Source organism: Nonomuraea sp. NPDC050783, from assembly GCF_040802095.1.
Classification (GTDB): domain Bacteria; phylum Actinomycetota; class Actinomycetes; order Streptosporangiales; family Streptosporangiaceae; genus Nonomuraea.
This window is the reverse complement of the sequence record NZ_JBFAHK010000013.1, coordinates 213,833-228,576: the sequence shown is the minus strand read 5'-3', so window position 1 is coordinate 228,576 and position 14,744 is coordinate 213,833. Positions and strand designations below refer to the sequence as shown.

The window sequence follows — 14,744 nt, the reverse complement described above, 5'->3', positions numbered from 1 at the left end:
GGACGCGGGCGCTCCCGCCGGAGGCGGGCTGCGCGGCGCGGGCTACGAGGCGCGGGCGCTCTCCGCGGGGAGCAGCCCCAGCAGGCGCGAGCAGCGGGTCAGCGCCTCCGGGTCGCCCTCCAGGCTCAGCCGCCGGGTGGCCACCGCCTCGAACGGCGAGATCCGGCCGGAGCCGATGTCCACGAACGTCTTGGCGTCGGTCGAGACGCGCAGCGCCGCGTGCTCGGCGCCCGCCTGGTTGACCGCGATCCGCCGGTCCTTGACCACGATGTGGAAGAGCTGGTCGTCGACGAGGAACTCGTAGGACTCGTCGACCTCGGGGATCTGGTCCCTCCTGATCAGCGCCTCCACGGCCAGCACCCCCCACTGGGGCCGGATCTCGTCCTCGGCGCTGAAGGGGTGGGGGACGCTCAGCCCCCAGCGGGCCAGGCCGAGGATCGGCTCGCGCAGCCCCTCCCCGAACGCGGTCAGCTCGTAGATGTGCCCCTTGCCGTTGGAGCGGGGGTGCTGCCGGACCACGCCCTGGCGGGTGAGCCACCGCAGCCGCTCGGCGAGGAGGTTGGTGCCGATGCCTGGAAGATTGTGCAGCAGTTCGTTGTAGCGCTGCGGGCCGACCAGCAGCTCCCTGACGATCAGCAGCGTCCACCGCTCGCCGATCACATCGAGGCACGCGGCCAGGCCGCAGTACTGGCCGTAGCGTCTGCGCTCACCGGCACGGGCCCCCGACTCGTTCGCCATACTAACAAAGTATATAGCGGCCAGCCGGCATCGCCCGAGGTTTTCCGGCACGCGGGCAGCGCGGAAGGAAGGTGTGGCCGACGGGCGCGGAAGCCTCAGCGGACGCGCGCGGCGCGGGCCCGGGCGACGATGGACCGCAGCACCACCGGACCCGCCAGAGACTGGAAGTTGATTCCCGGATCGAGCTGCTTGACCTGCCCTTCTATGGCCAGGAGCGCCATGAGAGGAAAGATGAACTCGGCCCGCGAGAACGCCCGGTGCCGCCGCTGGACGGCGAAGAAGCGGGCCGCGAACCCGGTCAGCGAGAAGCTCCCCGCCGTCAGCCCCGTGATGGAGCCGATCAGGTCCTCCATGTCGCGGCGGAAACCCTTCTCGTTCTCCGGCGACACGGGCTCGGCGGCGGCGGCCAGCGCGTGGGTGGCGCAGACCTCGGCGTTCCCGCTGGACATGCCGAGGAAGAACTCGGAGAAGTGCGTGCGCATCTCCTCGTCCAGCTCGTAGGCGAAACCGGCGTCCACGATGGCCAGCCGCCCGTCGGGCAGCTCCCACCAGTTCCCCGGATGGAGGTCGCAGTGGACGACGCCGGTGATGAACAACATCTCGTACAGCGTCAGGACCAGCCGCTTGGCGGTGCGCCGCGGATCGGCGAAGCTCCGGCCGCCGGCCTGGCCGGGGATCCACGTCATCGTCAGCACGTCCGGCCCGCTGTGGCCGTCCAGGACCCGGGGGAAGACGACCGGCAGGGTCAGTTCGAGGTCCTCCAGCCGGCGCAGGACCTCGGCCTCGGCCACCAGGTCGGTCTGCCGGCGGACCGACGCGCACATCTCGTGCACGACCCGTTCCAGCGTCGGCCCTGAGCGGCGCAGCAGGACGCCGGCGACCCGGGCCATCGCGGTGATGAGACCGAGGTCGGTCCGCAGCTGCTCGGCGGCCGTGGGATGGATCGTCTTCACCGCCGCGTCCACGCCGCCGACCGGGCGCCGCACCACCGCGGCGACCGAGCCGATCTCCGCCTCGCCGGGCCCGCCGCCCTGCCCGCCGCCCTGCCCGCCGCCCTGCCCGCCGCCCTGTCCTCCGCGCTGCCCGCCGCGTCCTCCGCCGGCCCGGCCGCGGGCCAGGCCCGACTCCAGCTCCTCGCAGAGCGCGGCGGGGAAGAGGTCCTTGCGGCTGGACAACATCTGCCCGACCTTGATGAAGGCCGGCCCGAGCCGCCACAGGGCCGCGCTCACGGCCGCCCCGGCCGCCCGGACGGCCCGTTCCCGCCGCCCCGGGCCGGTGTGCCGGACCAGGGCCCACACCAGCGCCGCCGCCACCCGGCACGCGGCGGCGGCGACCTCCACGAGCCGCGCCACCGCCCGGACGAGCCGGCGCGGCCGACCGCCGGACCTCACTCCGCGCTCCCCGCTCGCCGGTCCGGGGCGGGACCCGGGGCGGGGCCCGGGGGAGGGCCCGGGGGAGGGCCCGGGGGAGGGGCCGTGGCGGCCAGGTGGCGGCGCAGGCCGTCCAGGTAGTCCGCCCAGCCGCGGGCGTACCCGTCGGCGAGCTCGGGCGGCGGGTTCAGGTGCCGCAGCGTCAGGACGGCTCCCGCCCGCTCCCCGGCGACCTGGATCTCGACGGTGCTGTCCGGGTAGCCCTCGTCCTCCAGCAGGAACCGGTAGCCGCCCGCGTCCTCCCGCCGCCGGCAGTCGAGCACCGTCGCGTGCTTGACGTACGAATCCCCGGACTCCTCCGTGAAACGCAGCCGATAACGCCCGTCGGGGCCGCGGCGGCACTCCGTGAACCAGGCGGAGATGGACTCGGGCACGGTCACCGCCGTCCATAGCCCGGAGAAACGGCACGGAAAACTCCGGCGGATGGAAAGGGCGGCGGAATCGGCTGCCGAATCTCTGTCCGCGGGCATGCGGTCACGTTAACACGGCGATATCGGCGGTGGAACCGGCGGTCCCGGTAAATGATTCCGCAATTCAGAAGAAGACGTCCGGGACGGGCTCGGTTATAGTTCACGCATTTGTTGCCGGGAAAAGGGGTCTCGAATGCGCGGGAAGAATACGCCGACCGTCCCGGCGGCCCGGCGCGAGACCGGGGGCGAGCCCGAGCTGCCGCGGCCGATGGCCGTCGTGGCCACCGCGATGGCCGCGACGATGCTGGAGTTCGGCGCGCGGACGGGGCTGAACGCCGCGCTGGCGGCCGGCCCGGCCCGGCCCGCCGACCTGGCCCGCGCCACCGGCGGCGACCCGCGGCTGGCGGAGGAGTGGCTGCGCGCCCTGGTGGCCGCCGGCCTGGCCACCCCCGCCCCCGCCCCCGGCCCCGACGAGGACGCCCCAGCCCCAGCCCCCGCCCCCGCCCCCGCCCCCGACAAGGACGATGACGGCGACGGGGACGGCGACGGGCCGGGGTACGTGTGGTCGCCCGAGGTCCGGCCGTTCATCGGCGGCATGATGGACGCCGAGCCGGGCGTGGCGCTGTTCGGCGCGCTGTCGCGGTGCGTGCCCGCGGTCGCCGAGGCGTACCGCGCCGGGGGAGCCCTTGAGGACGGGCGTTACGCGGCGGAGCTGGCCGAGGCGATGCAGCGGATGAGCGCCCAGTGGACCGGGGTGATCCTGCCGGACATCTGGCTGCCCGCGATCCCCGGCCTCGCCGAGACGCTGAGCGGCGGCGGGCGGGTCGCCGAGATCGGCTGCGCCGCCGGCGCGACGCTGGAGACGCTGGCGGCGGCGTTCCCCCGGATCACGGCCGAGGGGTTCGACCTCGACGAGCGGCAGGTCGGGGCGGGCAACGCCCGGCTGGCCGAGCGCGGGCTGGCCGACCGGGTGTCGCTCAGCGCCCGCGACGCCAGGACGGGCCTCGACGGCGCGTACGACCTGATCCTCGCCCTCAGCGTGCTCCACGACGCGAGCGACCTGCCGGGGCTGCTGCGTGCCGCGGCGGACGCGCTGCGCCCCGGCGGCGTGCTGCTGGTGGTGGAGTCGCCGCCGCTGACCGGCCCGGCGGCGGCGATGCTGCTGGCGACCAGCGTCCTGTACTGCGTCCCGACCACCGCCGCGCGGGGCGGCGACCGGCCGCTCGGCACCCTGGGGCTGACCCCCGGGGCGCTGGTGGCGGCGGCCGCGGAGGCGGGGCTGGCACCGGTCACGGCGCTGCCCGCCGTGCACCCGATGGTGGCGGCCCACGCGTTCGGCAGGGCGGACGGGCGGGAGCCCGGCGCGGGCGGGCCGGAGCGGGCGGCCGAGGCCGCGCCGGGTCGCCTCCCGCGCGTCCGCCGCCTCCGCGTGGCGGCCCGGGCCGTGTGGCTGGCCGCGCGGGTGGGCCTCGCCGCGCTGCACGTCGTCTCGATGTGGCTGCTCGACCGGCTGCGCGCGGGCCGGGTACGGGCGCAGGCGCGCGGGACCCGGCGGATCGTCCGGCACGTGGAGCGGATGGGCCCCACATACGTCAAGTTCGGCCAGATGCTGGCCAGCCGGGCCGACCTGTTCCCCGCGCACGTCACCGCGGAGCTGGCCGCCCTGCACGACGACGTCACCCCGATGGGCGCCGGGGAGCTGGCCCGCCAGCTCGCCCTCGCGACGCGGCAGGAGCCGCGCCTGGGACGGCTCAACGTGATGGACCGCTGCATCGGCAGCGGCAGCATCGCCTGCGTCTACGAGGCCATCGACCCGGACGGCCGGCTGCTGGCCGTGAAGCTCCAGCGTGAGGGCGTGGCCGCGGCGATGTCCACCGACCTCGCGCTGATGACCGCGCTCACCCGGATGGCCGAGCGGCTGCCCGTCATGGGCGGCGCGCCGATGGCGGACCTCGTCGGCTACATGTCGCGGGCCCTCTACGGGCAGATCGACTTCTTCCGCGAGGCCGCCCACCTCGGCCGGCTGGCCGCCAACCTCGCCCGCTACGACGAGATCGTCGTGCCGCGGGTGCACGAGGAGTACACCTGCGCCGCGGCGCTGGTCACCGACCTGATCCCGGGGCTCACCAGCGACGTGCCGGCCGGCGGGGAGGCCGGGGGGCCCGGGGCGCACGACCGGATCGCGGCGCGGGTGCTGGAGGCCGTCGGCTCGATGATCTTCAGGGACGGGTTCGTCCACTGCGACCTGCATCCGGGCAACATCTACATTCGGCCCGGCGGGACGGTGGTGATCCTGGACGCCGGGTACTGCGTGGAGATGCCGGGGACGGTCCGGCAGGGCCTGCGGGACTTCTTCATCAACCTGGCGCTGCGCAACGGGCCGCGCTGCGGGGAGATCATGTACGACTCGGCGTTCCCCGGCGGGCCGCCCGCCCGGCACACCCCGGCCGACCGGCGCGCGTTCGCCGCCGAGATCGCCGGGCTCGTCCGGACGGCGACGGAGCCGGGCGGCCGGTTCGACCTGACCGACTTCGGGCCGCGCGTCTTCGAGACGCAGAACAGGTTCGGGGTCCACCCGCCGGCCGACTTCGCGTTCCCGCTGATGTCCCTGATGATCGTCGAGGGGACGCTGCGGCGCTGGTGGCCCGACCTGCAGATCCCGGCCGCCGCCGGGGTGCGCTGAACCTCCCGGGCCCCCGGCCTGCCGCCGGGCCCTCAGACGTGGGCCGCGCGCTGGAGCGTGTGCTGCCAGGTGGCCAGGAACCGGTCCCGCAGCACCTCGCGCGTCTCGGCGTCCAGGTCCAGCGCCGACCAGCCGGTGTGCCGCACCCGCAGTTCGAGCGCGGCCGGCGTGGCCGTGACGGCGACCTCGGCCTCGGTGGGCGGGCACCCGCGCACGGCCTCGATCCCGAGGGCGATCAGGTCGTCGAAGTGGACCCGCCAGCGGATGATGGGGAACGGCCTGGGCCCCTCGGAGTCGATCACGTAGAACCAGCGCGGCGGCCAGGCGGGGCCGGACAGCGGCAGCCAGTCGCGCAGCACCGCCCGGTGCAGCGGGCGCCAGCCCGGCCGGTCCAGCGTGCAGCACACGCTGATGTCGCCGACGGGCGGCGCGTCACCCGGCGCGTACCCCCCGCCCGCACCCGCCCCGGGCGCGACCGCCGGCGCGGCCGGGAGCGCCGCCACCAGCCGGGCGAGCCGGTGCTGCCACAGCCGCCTGGCCTGGTAGAGGGTCGCCGGGTCGGTCGACTCCAGCGTCTCGGTGACGCGCAGCCGCACCGGCCCGGCGCCGAGGACGTCGAAGCGCACGCGGGTGACGGGGCTCACCCCGAGGTAGGCGGAGGTGAACTCCAGGACGTGCTCCGGGACCATCGCCTCGATCCAGACGTGGTACACCGAGGACGCGCCCGTCGAGACCGCCACCTCCTGCGCGACGTGGGTGATGTCGCCCTCCATCCGCCCCCACCACGCGCGGGCGCGCCCGGCGCGCACCAGCATCTCCCACGCGGTCGCCGCGTCGCACGGCAGCTCCACCGCGTGCTCGACGGTGAAACCCCTCACCCCTGCCTCCTCGCCGTCCGGGTGGTCCAGTCCCGCCAGCCGGAGCCCCAGGTGTAGACGGTGTCGCCGGCGACCTGGGCGCGGATCACGCGGTCGGCCGCGCCGACCGGCTGGTGGCGGGCGGCGCCGTCCGGGCGGCACAGCCGGACCAGCCGCCGTACGGAGGCGTCGTCCACGGCCAGGGTGCAGCCGCCGACGCCGGAGATCGCCGCCACCGGCCGGGCGGGCTCGGGCTGCGGCCCGCCGAGCACGATCTCCGGGGGCATCGGGCGCGGGTCGAGCAGGAGCTGCGCGGCGATCCGCGTCCCCCAGTCCGGCGGCACGATGGCGAACCCGGCCCGGCCCGCCATCGCGGCGCTGGCCGCGCCCATCCCGACCGCCGACCACAGGGACCACTCGGCGGTGACGAAGCCGATCCCGGGACGCTCGCGGCGCAGCCGGGCCGCCTCCCGGCGCAGCAGCTCGTTGGCCAGCGCGTACGCGCCGAACAGCCGGTGCGCGCGGCGGGACTCGGTCGAGCCGAACGCCACCACCGAGCGCAGCCCGCCCGGCGCCAGCGCCTCCACCAGGCGCCGCAGCGCCGCCGCCTTGCCGGCGGCCAGCCGTTCGAGGTCGCCGTCGGCCAGCTCGTCCAGCGGCGTCAGCTCCAGCTCGCCCGCGGCGTGCACGAGGTGCGCGACGGGGAACGGGGCGGCGGGCACGGCCGCGGTGACGTCCGCCCGGTCCACGGCCACCCGGGTGCGGGTGAGCGTGGCGGCGAGGAGCCGGCGCTCGGCCGCCGTCAGGTCGCCGGCCGAGCGCCTGTCCAGCAGCCAGAGCGGATGCCCGGCGGCGGCCAGCCGCGCGGCGAGCACCAGCCCGATCCCGCCCAGCCCCCCGCTGATCGCCACCCCGCCGGGGGGATCGGACGGGGGAGCGGGGGCGGGCAGGCGGTGCTGGATCCAGCGCGGCGGGCTCGGCTGGAAGCATCCCTGCCCGGTCCGTACGAGCTCGCGGCAGCGCAGCCCCGCCCACTCGCCCGCGGCCGCCTGCAACAGGCTGCCGCCTCCGGCGCCCCGGTGGACGAGCGTGAGCGGGACGCCGCCGGAGGCGGCGCGCCGGAGCCCGCCGAGCAGGAGCGCGGCGTCCCCGGCACGCCAGCGCTCGCCCAGCTCGACCACGATCCCGTCGCCGTCCAAATGAATTCGTGATTCGCCGGTTGATTGGTCACCGGATTCACGGCCGTGCATTTCCAATGGCTCGTGATCGCGTGGCGGACAGGGCCGGGGAACGAATGTCAAATCCGTGCTCGGTGCGCTCAGATTGCCCATCGCGACCCTTCCGGGAACGTCTTCGACCGGCGGAATCGGCTTTCCCTGGTCAGGCCGACAGTATCTGATCACCTGGGCCTTCGCCAGGCTCCGGCGCGGCCGGCGGCCGGGTGGGCAAGGTAGGAGAAGTTTTGTCGTCCGGCCCCTCCTAACGTGACTGATGTAGCCACAACTTCGCCCTTCGGAGGCAACAGATGGCAATTGATCTATGTAATAAGTCCCCGGAATCGGTGGGCAATCCCGGTCCTCAGTCATCGCTTCCGGTCGAGGCGCCGCCGCTGGAGTCGCTCCGCGACGAGCAGCGGGACGCGCTCAACTTCGCGTACCGCACCACGCTGAGCATGGACCCGCGCTTCGTGGCCGGCGACCCGGCCGCCTGGTGCAGCGATTTCGGCTACGCCCTGAACCGCGCCGCGGTCCGCGTCGACAACCGCACCGACGAGGAGCTGCAGCACGACGCGCTGCACCACCCCGACCCCGTGATGCGCGAGCAGGCCGTCTTCGAGTACGCCGACCGCGACCTGCCCGACGCCTTCGAGCTGCTGGCCGAGGTCATCAAGCACGACAAGAACCGCGAGGTCCGCTGGGACAGCCTCTGGGCGATGGAGAAGCTGGGCGGCCCGCACGCGATGGCGGCGCTGCGCCGCTTCGCGACGGACGCCGACCCGGAGATCGCCGAGTGGTCGAAGCTGTTCGCCAGCGAGCTCACCACCGGTGACCCGGCCTTCGACGGCCGCGCCGGCGTCTTCACCGAGGGCAGGACCTTCGACGAGACGATCTACCTGCTCATCCACTGCGACCTCTACGTCCGGCTGGACGACACCAACCGCCACTGGGGCAAGATCTCCCTCGGCCCGCTCGGCCTGGCCCGCATCTACGGCCAGGCGCACGCCTGCCCGAACGTCGCCACCCGCGAGCGGCAGCTCCTGATGGCCAAGACCATCAGCGGCCTGCACACCGACGGCTCCCCGCACATGGACAACTACCTCTTCCGCGGCTTCACCGAGCGGAGCAGGCGCGACCGCGGCAACTTCTTCTTCGAGTCGCAGGTCCCGCGCACGTTCTTCAAGTCCGGCCGGGCCGACGACGCCTCCTCGGGCACCCACGACACGCGCATCGGCTTCGCCCGCTACGGCACCTGGCACCTGGACCCGACGCTGAAGGTCCGCGGCGAGGACGCCATCCGCTACGTGCGCGGCCGCTTCCAGGGCTGGGGCTACACCAACGTCGCCGGGGTCGCGGGCAAGCCTCTCCAGGAGATCCTGCGGCCGGGCAACGGCGTCCTGTCGACGATGCACGACCCCGAGGTCAGGGACCTGACCAACGTGTTCATCCTCGGCACCTTCAAGGGGAAGCTCAACGACTGGGACGGCGACGGCCGCATCGACCTCAACTCCCGGGACGTCTACAGCACCGTCGACGGCGAGGTCGACAGCAACCAGGACGGCATCGCCGACGAGCCCGGCCGCACCTGCTGCGACTACCGCGCCGTGAGCATCTGAGCCGCCGTCACAGGTTCGTCAGCCACTCCCCGAAAGGAAGATCCATGATCACCAATCCCGAGAAGATCACCGTCTACGGCCGGCCGGTGCCGACCGAGGGGGTCCCCAACCTGTACGAGGGCACGCAGGTCGTCAGGTGGGCCACGCCCGAGGCCGGCATCGACAACCTCGGCATCCACTCCTGGGACACCTTCGCCATCCCCGGCGTCGGCGAGTTCGACGTCGAGTTCGACGGCTACGTACGGGTGGTCCGCTCCGACCCCACCGAGAACGAGTGGGCCGACGCCGAGGTCTACACCAACCTCATCGAGATGAAGATGGTCGGCGAGTCGGAGGAGCTGGGGACGATCACCGTCACCCTCAACCCGACGTGCCTGTCCGCCGGTCAGATCCGCAACCCCTTCGACCCGTACGCGGGCGAGGGCCCCTCGGCCAAGGCGTGCCGGATGGCCGTCGGCTGCCTGTTCGACATGCCGAAGCTGGGCAAGACGCTGTTCAACAAGGAGCCGGTCATCCTGACCATCGACGACGTCCGGTCGATCCCGCCGGCGGGCGCGCCCGGCAAGGGCCAGATCTACCGGATGCTGCCGCTGCACGACCTCAAGGACCCCGACGGCCAGCCGGTCGGCTACCTGACCAGCCTGCGCTTCGCGATGGGCGGCTACCTGGCCCCGGAGAGGTTCGCCTGACCAGGACGGCAGGTCCCCCGAACCCACTGACCGAGCCGAGGATGCCATGACCACTGTCACGTCACTGCCCGACGACCTCACCGTCCCGCTGTCGGAGCCGTCCCCGTTCCCGCCCTTCCGCTCGACGGCCCAGCCCGTCGCGCACGACCGGTGGGAACGGCTGGTCACGACGGTGACCGTGCCGGCCGAGCTGGACGCGGTGTGGACGGCGCTCACCGAGCCCGGCCGCGTCGGGCTGTGGCTGGCGGAGACCGGCGAGACCTGGGCCAGGGAAGGCGAGCGGAGCATGCTCGACTTCCACGACGGCGAGTTCTTCTGGTGTCACACCGACGCCGTCGAGCCGCCGGGCGCCGACGGCCACGCGGCCACCCTGAGCTACCGCTGGCGGTGGGTGGGCGTCGGCCCGGCCACCCGGGTGACCTGGCGGCTCACCGCCCTGGGCGCCGCCACCACGGTGACCACCACGGAGATCAGCTCGAACGGGCCGTCGGACTGGCGGAGCTGGAACGGCACCGGCTGGCCGGGCATCCTCGACCAGTTCTCCGACCACGTCCAGACCGGGCGGGACGTGCGCTGGACCTGGCGGCGCATGGGTCCGTACGTGCAGGCCGAGCTGCCCCTGCCGCCCTTCGAGGCGTGGGCGGCGCTGACCGCCGTCCCGGCCCTGCAGTACTGGATGGGGCGCACGTCGGGCTCGTTGAACGTCGAGGACCCGATGGCGTTCGTGATCGGTGACGCGAGCGGGAGCTGCGTCCTGACGGTGTCCGAGCACGTCGAGGCCGGCCAGCGCTTCCCGTCGTACCTGCCGAGCCTGAGCTTCCGGCTCGGCCGCGGCGGCTGGCCGGACCAGCTCTCCGGCCACCTGTGGATCGAGCCGACGCACCTGGGCGGCAGCCTGCTGCAGGTCTTCCACCAGGGCTGGGAGATGTTCGGCTCGACGCCCGTCGCCCCGCACGACCGCGTCCTGCTCACGCGGTTCTGGGCCTCCGCCTTCGACCGTCTCGGCATGCTCGTCCGGCGCATGTCCCCTCCACCGCCGACGCCGGACGGCATCCCCGGATGACGGCGGTCACCCCCGCGCAAGTTCCGCACCACATACACAACGGAAGGACCGGCGACATGGCACACGCCGAGGACGAGGTTCACCCGCTCTACCACAAACATCTACGCAACGACCCCTTCCCGATCTACGCCGAGATGCGGGAGGAAGGACCGGTCCAGCTCGTCAAGGAGCCGCGCGGCATCGAGCACTGGGTGATCACCCGTTACGACGAGGCGCGGGCCGCGCTGGCGGACCGGCGGCTGTCCCGCGACCCGCGGAACATGTGGGACGTCATGCGGCTGACCGAGCTGTACGACGAGGGCGAGGAGGACTCCGAGCCGCACATGCTGAACGCCGACCCGCCCGAGCACACCCGGCTGCGGCAGCTGGCCAACAAGGCGTTCACCGCCGAGCGGGTGCAGCGGCTGCGCCCGCGCATCCAGCAGATCACCGACGACCTGCTCGCCGCGATGGACACCTCCAAGCAGGTCGACTTCATGACCACGTTCGCCGCGCCGATGCCGATCAAGGTCATCTGCGAGCTCCTGGGCGTTCCGTACCAGGACGCGGTGAGCTTCACCAACTGGGTGCTCGCCGCCCTGACCCCGACCTACGTCAAGGGCGAGCGCATCCGCCCGTACGAGGCCAACCGGCTGCTGCGCGAGTACTTCATCGACCTCGTCGCGCGCAAGCGCCGCGAGCTCAGGCCCGGCTCCGGGCACGAGGAGGAGCAGCCCGACCTGCTCAGCGCGCTGATCGTGGCCTCCGACTCCGGCAACACCTTCACCGAGAAGGAGGTCGTCTCCACGGCCGGCCTGCTGCTCATCGCCGGGTACAAGACCACCGTCAACCTGATCGGCAACGGGATGCTGGCGCTGCTGCAGAACCCGGCCGAGATCAGCCGGCTGCGCGAGGACCCGTCGCTGATGCCGTCGGCGGTGGAGGAGCTGGCCCGCTACGACGGCCCCGTGGAGCGCGCGATGCTGCGCGTGGCCACCGAGCCCGTCACGATCGGGGACGTCACGATCCCGGCCGGCGGCCTGGTGACGATCGCCAACGCCTCGGCCAACCGCGACGAGCGCAGGTTCGACGACGGCGAGCGGCTCGACGTGGGCCGCGGCGACCGCAACCACCTGGGCTTCGGCTACGGCATCCACTACTGCATCGGGGCCCCGCTGTCCCGGCTGGAGACCGAGATCGCGTTCTCCTCGCTGCTCAACGAGTTCTCCGAGATGACCCTGGCCTGCCCGGTCGAGAAGCTGGAGTACCGCGAGACCGGTGTCCTGCGCGGCCTCGCCGAGCTGCCGGTCTGGTTCACCCGGCGCGAGACGGCCTGACCGTCCACCGGCCGGGCCGGAACCGGCACGCCGGTCCCTGCGCATGACGCGGACCGGCGTGCCGGTTCTCCATGTAAGCGGACCGGCGTGCCGGTTCTCCATGGAGGCGGACCGGCGTGCCGGTTCGCCTTCCGGCGCAATCTCGAAGAAGCCGCCCGGCCGGGACCCTGCTTACGCTGGCGGAACCCGACAGAAGCCGACGACAGGTGGCATGTATGGGCAATCCCCCCGTTTCTGACTACGCGCCCCCGTTCGACCAGGCCGCCCTCGACGAGGCCATGGCGGCCGGGGCCCGGTTCATGGCGGATCTGAGCCGCGCCATGGTGACCCTGTCGTGCGCCCTCGGGGACCGGCTGGGGCTGTTCGCGGCGCTGGCCGACGGCGCCGGCCACAGCGCCGAGGAGATCGCCGCGCGGGCCGGCGTGGACGCCCGCTACGTGCGCGAGTGGGCGCGGACGCTCACCGCGGGCGGCTACCTGGAGACGGACCCCGCCGGGCACGAGTTCCGGCTGCCGGCGCCGTACGCGCTGCTGCTGGGCGACCCCGCGTCCCCCTTCTACGTCGGCGGCATCGCCCGGCTCGTCCCCCCGCTGGCCGCGATGACCGACCGCGTGGCGGAGTGCTTCCGCAGCGGCGCCGGGCTGGCCCCGGGCGACTACCCGCCCGAGATGTACGAGGCCATGTGGCGGATGAGCGCCAAATGGCTCAGGGCGATGCTGCTGGAGCAGTGGCTGCCGCTCGTCCCCGGGCTCGGCGAGCGGCTGGCCGCCGGCGCCCGGGTCGCGCACCTGGCCTGCGGCTCGGGCACCGCGCTCGCCCTGCTCGCGCAGCGCTACCCCGCCTCGCGGTTCGAGGGCGTGGACCGGCACGAGCTCAACGTCGAGCGGGCCCGCCGCGAGGCCGCCGACCTCGGCGTCTCCGACCGGGTGACGATCACCCGGACGAGCGGGTTCGCCGACGGGCTGTCCGGGCCGTACGAGCTGGTCATGGCCTTCGACTCGCTGCACCTGGCCGCCGACCCCGCCGAGGTCCTGCGTCAGGTGGCCGTGGCGCTGGCCCCGACCGGCGTCCTGCTCCTGCTGGAGACCCACTGCTCGGCCGACCCGGGCGAGAACGTGGGCGACGTGCCCGCCTTCCTCTACGGCACCAGCACCCTGTACTCGGTGCCGCTGTCGCGGACCGGGCCGCGCGTGGCGGGCATGCTCGGGCTGCCGTACCCCGTGCTCGCCGGCATGTGCGCCGGCGCCGGGCTGGCGGCCCCCCGGCAGATCGCCGCCCCCACCCCCTTCAACGTCCTCTACGAGATCAGGAAGGCGTCATGAGCGCAGCCCCGCCCCCGCCGCCCGCGCCGATCCGCTGGACGCGGGCGAGCGACGGCTCGCAGCGGGCCCGGATGCCCGTGCCCGTGGACCACCGCGACCCGGACGGGCCGTCGATCGACCTCGCCCTGGTCCGCCACCCGGCCGGCGAGCCCGGCGCCCGGCAGGGCGTCCTGGTGGTCACCCCCGACGATCCGGGCAGCTCCGGCATCGCGCTGGCCGGCGAGCTGCGCCAGGCGCTGCCCCCGTCGGTCACCGCCGCCTTCGACCTCGTCGGGTTCGACCACCGCTTCAGCGGCGAGAGCGCGCCGCTGCAGTGGGGGCTGGACCAGCGGGAGATCTTCTGGGTGTTCCACCAGTCGGAGACGTTCGCCGCCGAGGCCCGCTTCCAGGCCGAGCTCGCCGCCAAGGCGGCCGAGCACTCCCTCGACGTGCTGCCCCACATCACCACCCGCGACATCGCCAGGGACCTCGACGCCGTCCGGCGCGGCCTCGGCGAGGAGCGCGTCTGCCTGCTCGGCCACAACTACGGCTCCTACGTCGCCGCCGTGTACTGCCGGATGTTCGGCGAGCACGCCGACCGGGTGATCCTCGACAGCGTGCTCAGCCCCGACTGGGTGTGGCGCGGCCTGTTCGGCAACTTCGCCCGCACCTGCGAGGACACGCTGCGGCGCTGGTGCGAGGAGACCGCCCGGCGCGCGGGCCCGCTCGGCGACAGCCCGCAGCGGGTGCGCGACGCCTTCGACGAGGTGCTGAGCAAGGCGGGCGCGGGCGGGATCATGCTGCCCGGCGTGCCGGTGCCGCTGGACGAGCAGTTCCTGCGGGTGCTGGCGATGATGCTGCTCAGCTCGCGGCGCTCGCATCCGGCGCTGGCGGACGTCATCCGCTCGGCCGGCACCGGCGCGCCGCTGGAGGCGGCCACCCAGCAGCTCATCGGCTCGATGTTCGCCAGGCCGCGCGAGGCGAGCACCGCCGCCGCGCAGATGGCCGTCCTGTGCGGGGACGCGCCCTGGCCGCGGGAGCTGGAGGAGTACGAGACGGCGAGCCGGGCCGCGTCCGGGTTCATGGACCGGGCGCTGCTCGGCGTCAAGGCCGGCGCGTTCTGGCCGGTGCGACCGCTCGAACCGCCCACCGAGTTCGGCCCGCTCACCTCGGGCCGGGCGCTGCTCGTGCAGGCCGAGCGGGACATGTTCACCTCGGACGTCGGCGCCAGGCAGCTACGCGGCCTGCTGGGCGAGCGGGCCCGGCTGGTCATGGTCAGGGACCTCGTCGAGCACCGGGTCTTCCCCTTCGCCGGCGACGCCAGGGTAGACGCGGTGGCCGAGGAGTTCCTGCTGACGGGGCGGCTCCCGGACGCCGACCTCGTCCTCGATCCCGACCGCGCGCCAGAGCGATGAGGAGGCGTC

At 73.9% G+C, this 14,744-nt stretch carries 12 protein-coding genes; 7 read left to right on the top strand and 5 right to left on the bottom strand.

What is annotated here, in order from left to right; genetic code table 11:
• Window positions 1-42 precede the first annotated feature (42 nt).
• From AB0H75_RS31345 to AB0H75_RS31335, 3 genes are all read right to left on the bottom strand, one after another.
• Window positions 43-738 carry a winged helix-turn-helix transcriptional regulator gene (locus tag AB0H75_RS31345; RefSeq protein ID WP_367802571.1) on the bottom strand — a complete coding sequence of 232 codons (696 nt, stop codon included), beginning with the start codon at window positions 736-738 and terminating at the stop codon, window positions 43-45.
• 95 nt (window positions 739-833) lie between these two features.
• Window positions 834-2,129: an AarF/UbiB family protein gene (locus AB0H75_RS31340; protein ID WP_367802569.1), complete on the bottom strand. Its 1,296-nt coding sequence runs from the start codon at window positions 2,127-2,129 to the stop codon at window positions 834-836.
• A complete protein-coding gene (locus AB0H75_RS31335) occupies window positions 2,126-2,548 on the bottom strand; it encodes an SRPBCC domain-containing protein (protein ID WP_367802567.1) in 423 nt (140 codons plus the stop codon). Before AB0H75_RS31335 ends, AB0H75_RS31340 begins: the two co-directional genes overlap by 4 nt.
• Window positions 2,549-2,771: 223 nt before the next feature.
• Here AB0H75_RS31335 and AB0H75_RS31330 point away from each other — a divergent pair, with 223 nt between their 5' ends.
• Window positions 2,772-5,261 carry an AarF/UbiB family protein gene (locus AB0H75_RS31330; protein ID WP_367802565.1) on the top strand — a complete coding sequence of 830 codons (2,490 nt, stop codon included), beginning with the start codon at window positions 2,772-2,774 and terminating at the stop codon, window positions 5,259-5,261.
• 32 nt (window positions 5,262-5,293) lie between these two features.
• Here the strand turns inward: AB0H75_RS31330 and AB0H75_RS31325 are convergent, their stop codons facing one another.
• Both AB0H75_RS31325 and AB0H75_RS31320 read right to left on the bottom strand, forming a co-directional pair.
• Window positions 5,294-6,139, bottom strand: coding sequence for a hypothetical protein (locus AB0H75_RS31325; protein WP_367802563.1), 846 nt, complete (start codon window positions 6,137-6,139; stop codon window positions 5,294-5,296).
• Window positions 6,136-7,317: a KR domain-containing protein gene (locus AB0H75_RS31320; protein WP_367802561.1), complete on the bottom strand. Its 1,182-nt coding sequence runs from the start codon at window positions 7,315-7,317 to the stop codon at window positions 6,136-6,138. The genes AB0H75_RS31325 and AB0H75_RS31320 overlap by 4 nt, the downstream gene beginning before the upstream one ends.
• A gap of 362 nt (window positions 7,318-7,679) precedes the next feature.
• Between AB0H75_RS31320 and AB0H75_RS31315 the strand changes: the two genes are divergently transcribed.
• From AB0H75_RS31315 to AB0H75_RS31290, 6 genes are all read left to right on the top strand, one after another.
• Window positions 7,680-8,951 (top strand): HEAT repeat domain-containing protein, encoded by a 1,272-nt coding sequence (locus tag AB0H75_RS31315; RefSeq protein ID WP_367802559.1) that lies wholly within the window; start codon window positions 7,680-7,682, stop codon window positions 8,949-8,951.
• 44 nt (window positions 8,952-8,995) lie between these two features.
• Window positions 8,996-9,640 carry a DUF6073 family protein gene (locus tag AB0H75_RS31310; RefSeq protein ID WP_367802557.1) on the top strand — a complete coding sequence of 215 codons (645 nt, stop codon included), beginning with the start codon at window positions 8,996-8,998 and terminating at the stop codon, window positions 9,638-9,640.
• 46 nt (window positions 9,641-9,686) lie between these two features.
• Complete coding sequence (locus AB0H75_RS31305; RefSeq protein ID WP_367802555.1) at window positions 9,687-10,703, top strand: SRPBCC domain-containing protein; 1,017 nt, start codon at window positions 9,687-9,689, stop codon at window positions 10,701-10,703.
• A 56-nt stretch (window positions 10,704-10,759) separates the two neighbouring features.
• The gene (locus AB0H75_RS31300) at window positions 10,760-12,019 is read left to right on the top strand and encodes a cytochrome P450 (RefSeq protein WP_367802553.1); all 1,260 of its coding nucleotides are present in this window, start codon (window positions 10,760-10,762) and stop codon (window positions 12,017-12,019) included.
• Between the two features lie 215 nt (window positions 12,020-12,234).
• Window positions 12,235-13,341, top strand: a complete 1,107-nt coding sequence (locus AB0H75_RS31295; RefSeq protein ID WP_367802551.1) for a trans-aconitate 2-methyltransferase — start codon at window positions 12,235-12,237, stop codon at window positions 13,339-13,341.
• Window positions 13,338-14,735 carry an alpha/beta fold hydrolase gene (locus tag AB0H75_RS31290; protein ID WP_367802550.1) on the top strand — a complete coding sequence of 466 codons (1,398 nt, stop codon included), beginning with the start codon at window positions 13,338-13,340 and terminating at the stop codon, window positions 14,733-14,735. The genes AB0H75_RS31295 and AB0H75_RS31290 overlap by 4 nt, the downstream gene beginning before the upstream one ends.
• Window positions 14,736-14,744: the final 9 nt, after the last annotated feature.

Coding starts and splice junctions, on each gene's coding strand:
- AB0H75_RS31345 (WP_367802571.1), bottom strand. CDS start 738: ATGGCGAACGAGTCGGGGGCCCGTGCCGGTGAGCGCAGACGCTACGGC.
- AB0H75_RS31330 (WP_367802565.1), top strand. CDS start 2,772: ATGCGCGGGAAGAATACGCCGACCGTCCCGGCGGCCCGGCGCGAGACC.
- AB0H75_RS31310 (WP_367802557.1), top strand. CDS start 8,996: ATGATCACCAATCCCGAGAAGATCACCGTCTACGGCCGGCCGGTGCCG.
- AB0H75_RS31305 (WP_367802555.1), top strand. CDS start 9,687: ATGACCACTGTCACGTCACTGCCCGACGACCTCACCGTCCCGCTGTCG.
- AB0H75_RS31300 (WP_367802553.1), top strand. CDS start 10,760: ATGGCACACGCCGAGGACGAGGTTCACCCGCTCTACCACAAACATCTA.
- AB0H75_RS31295 (WP_367802551.1), top strand. CDS start 12,235: ATGGGCAATCCCCCCGTTTCTGACTACGCGCCCCCGTTCGACCAGGCC.
- AB0H75_RS31290 (WP_367802550.1), top strand. CDS start 13,338: ATGAGCGCAGCCCCGCCCCCGCCGCCCGCGCCGATCCGCTGGACGCGG.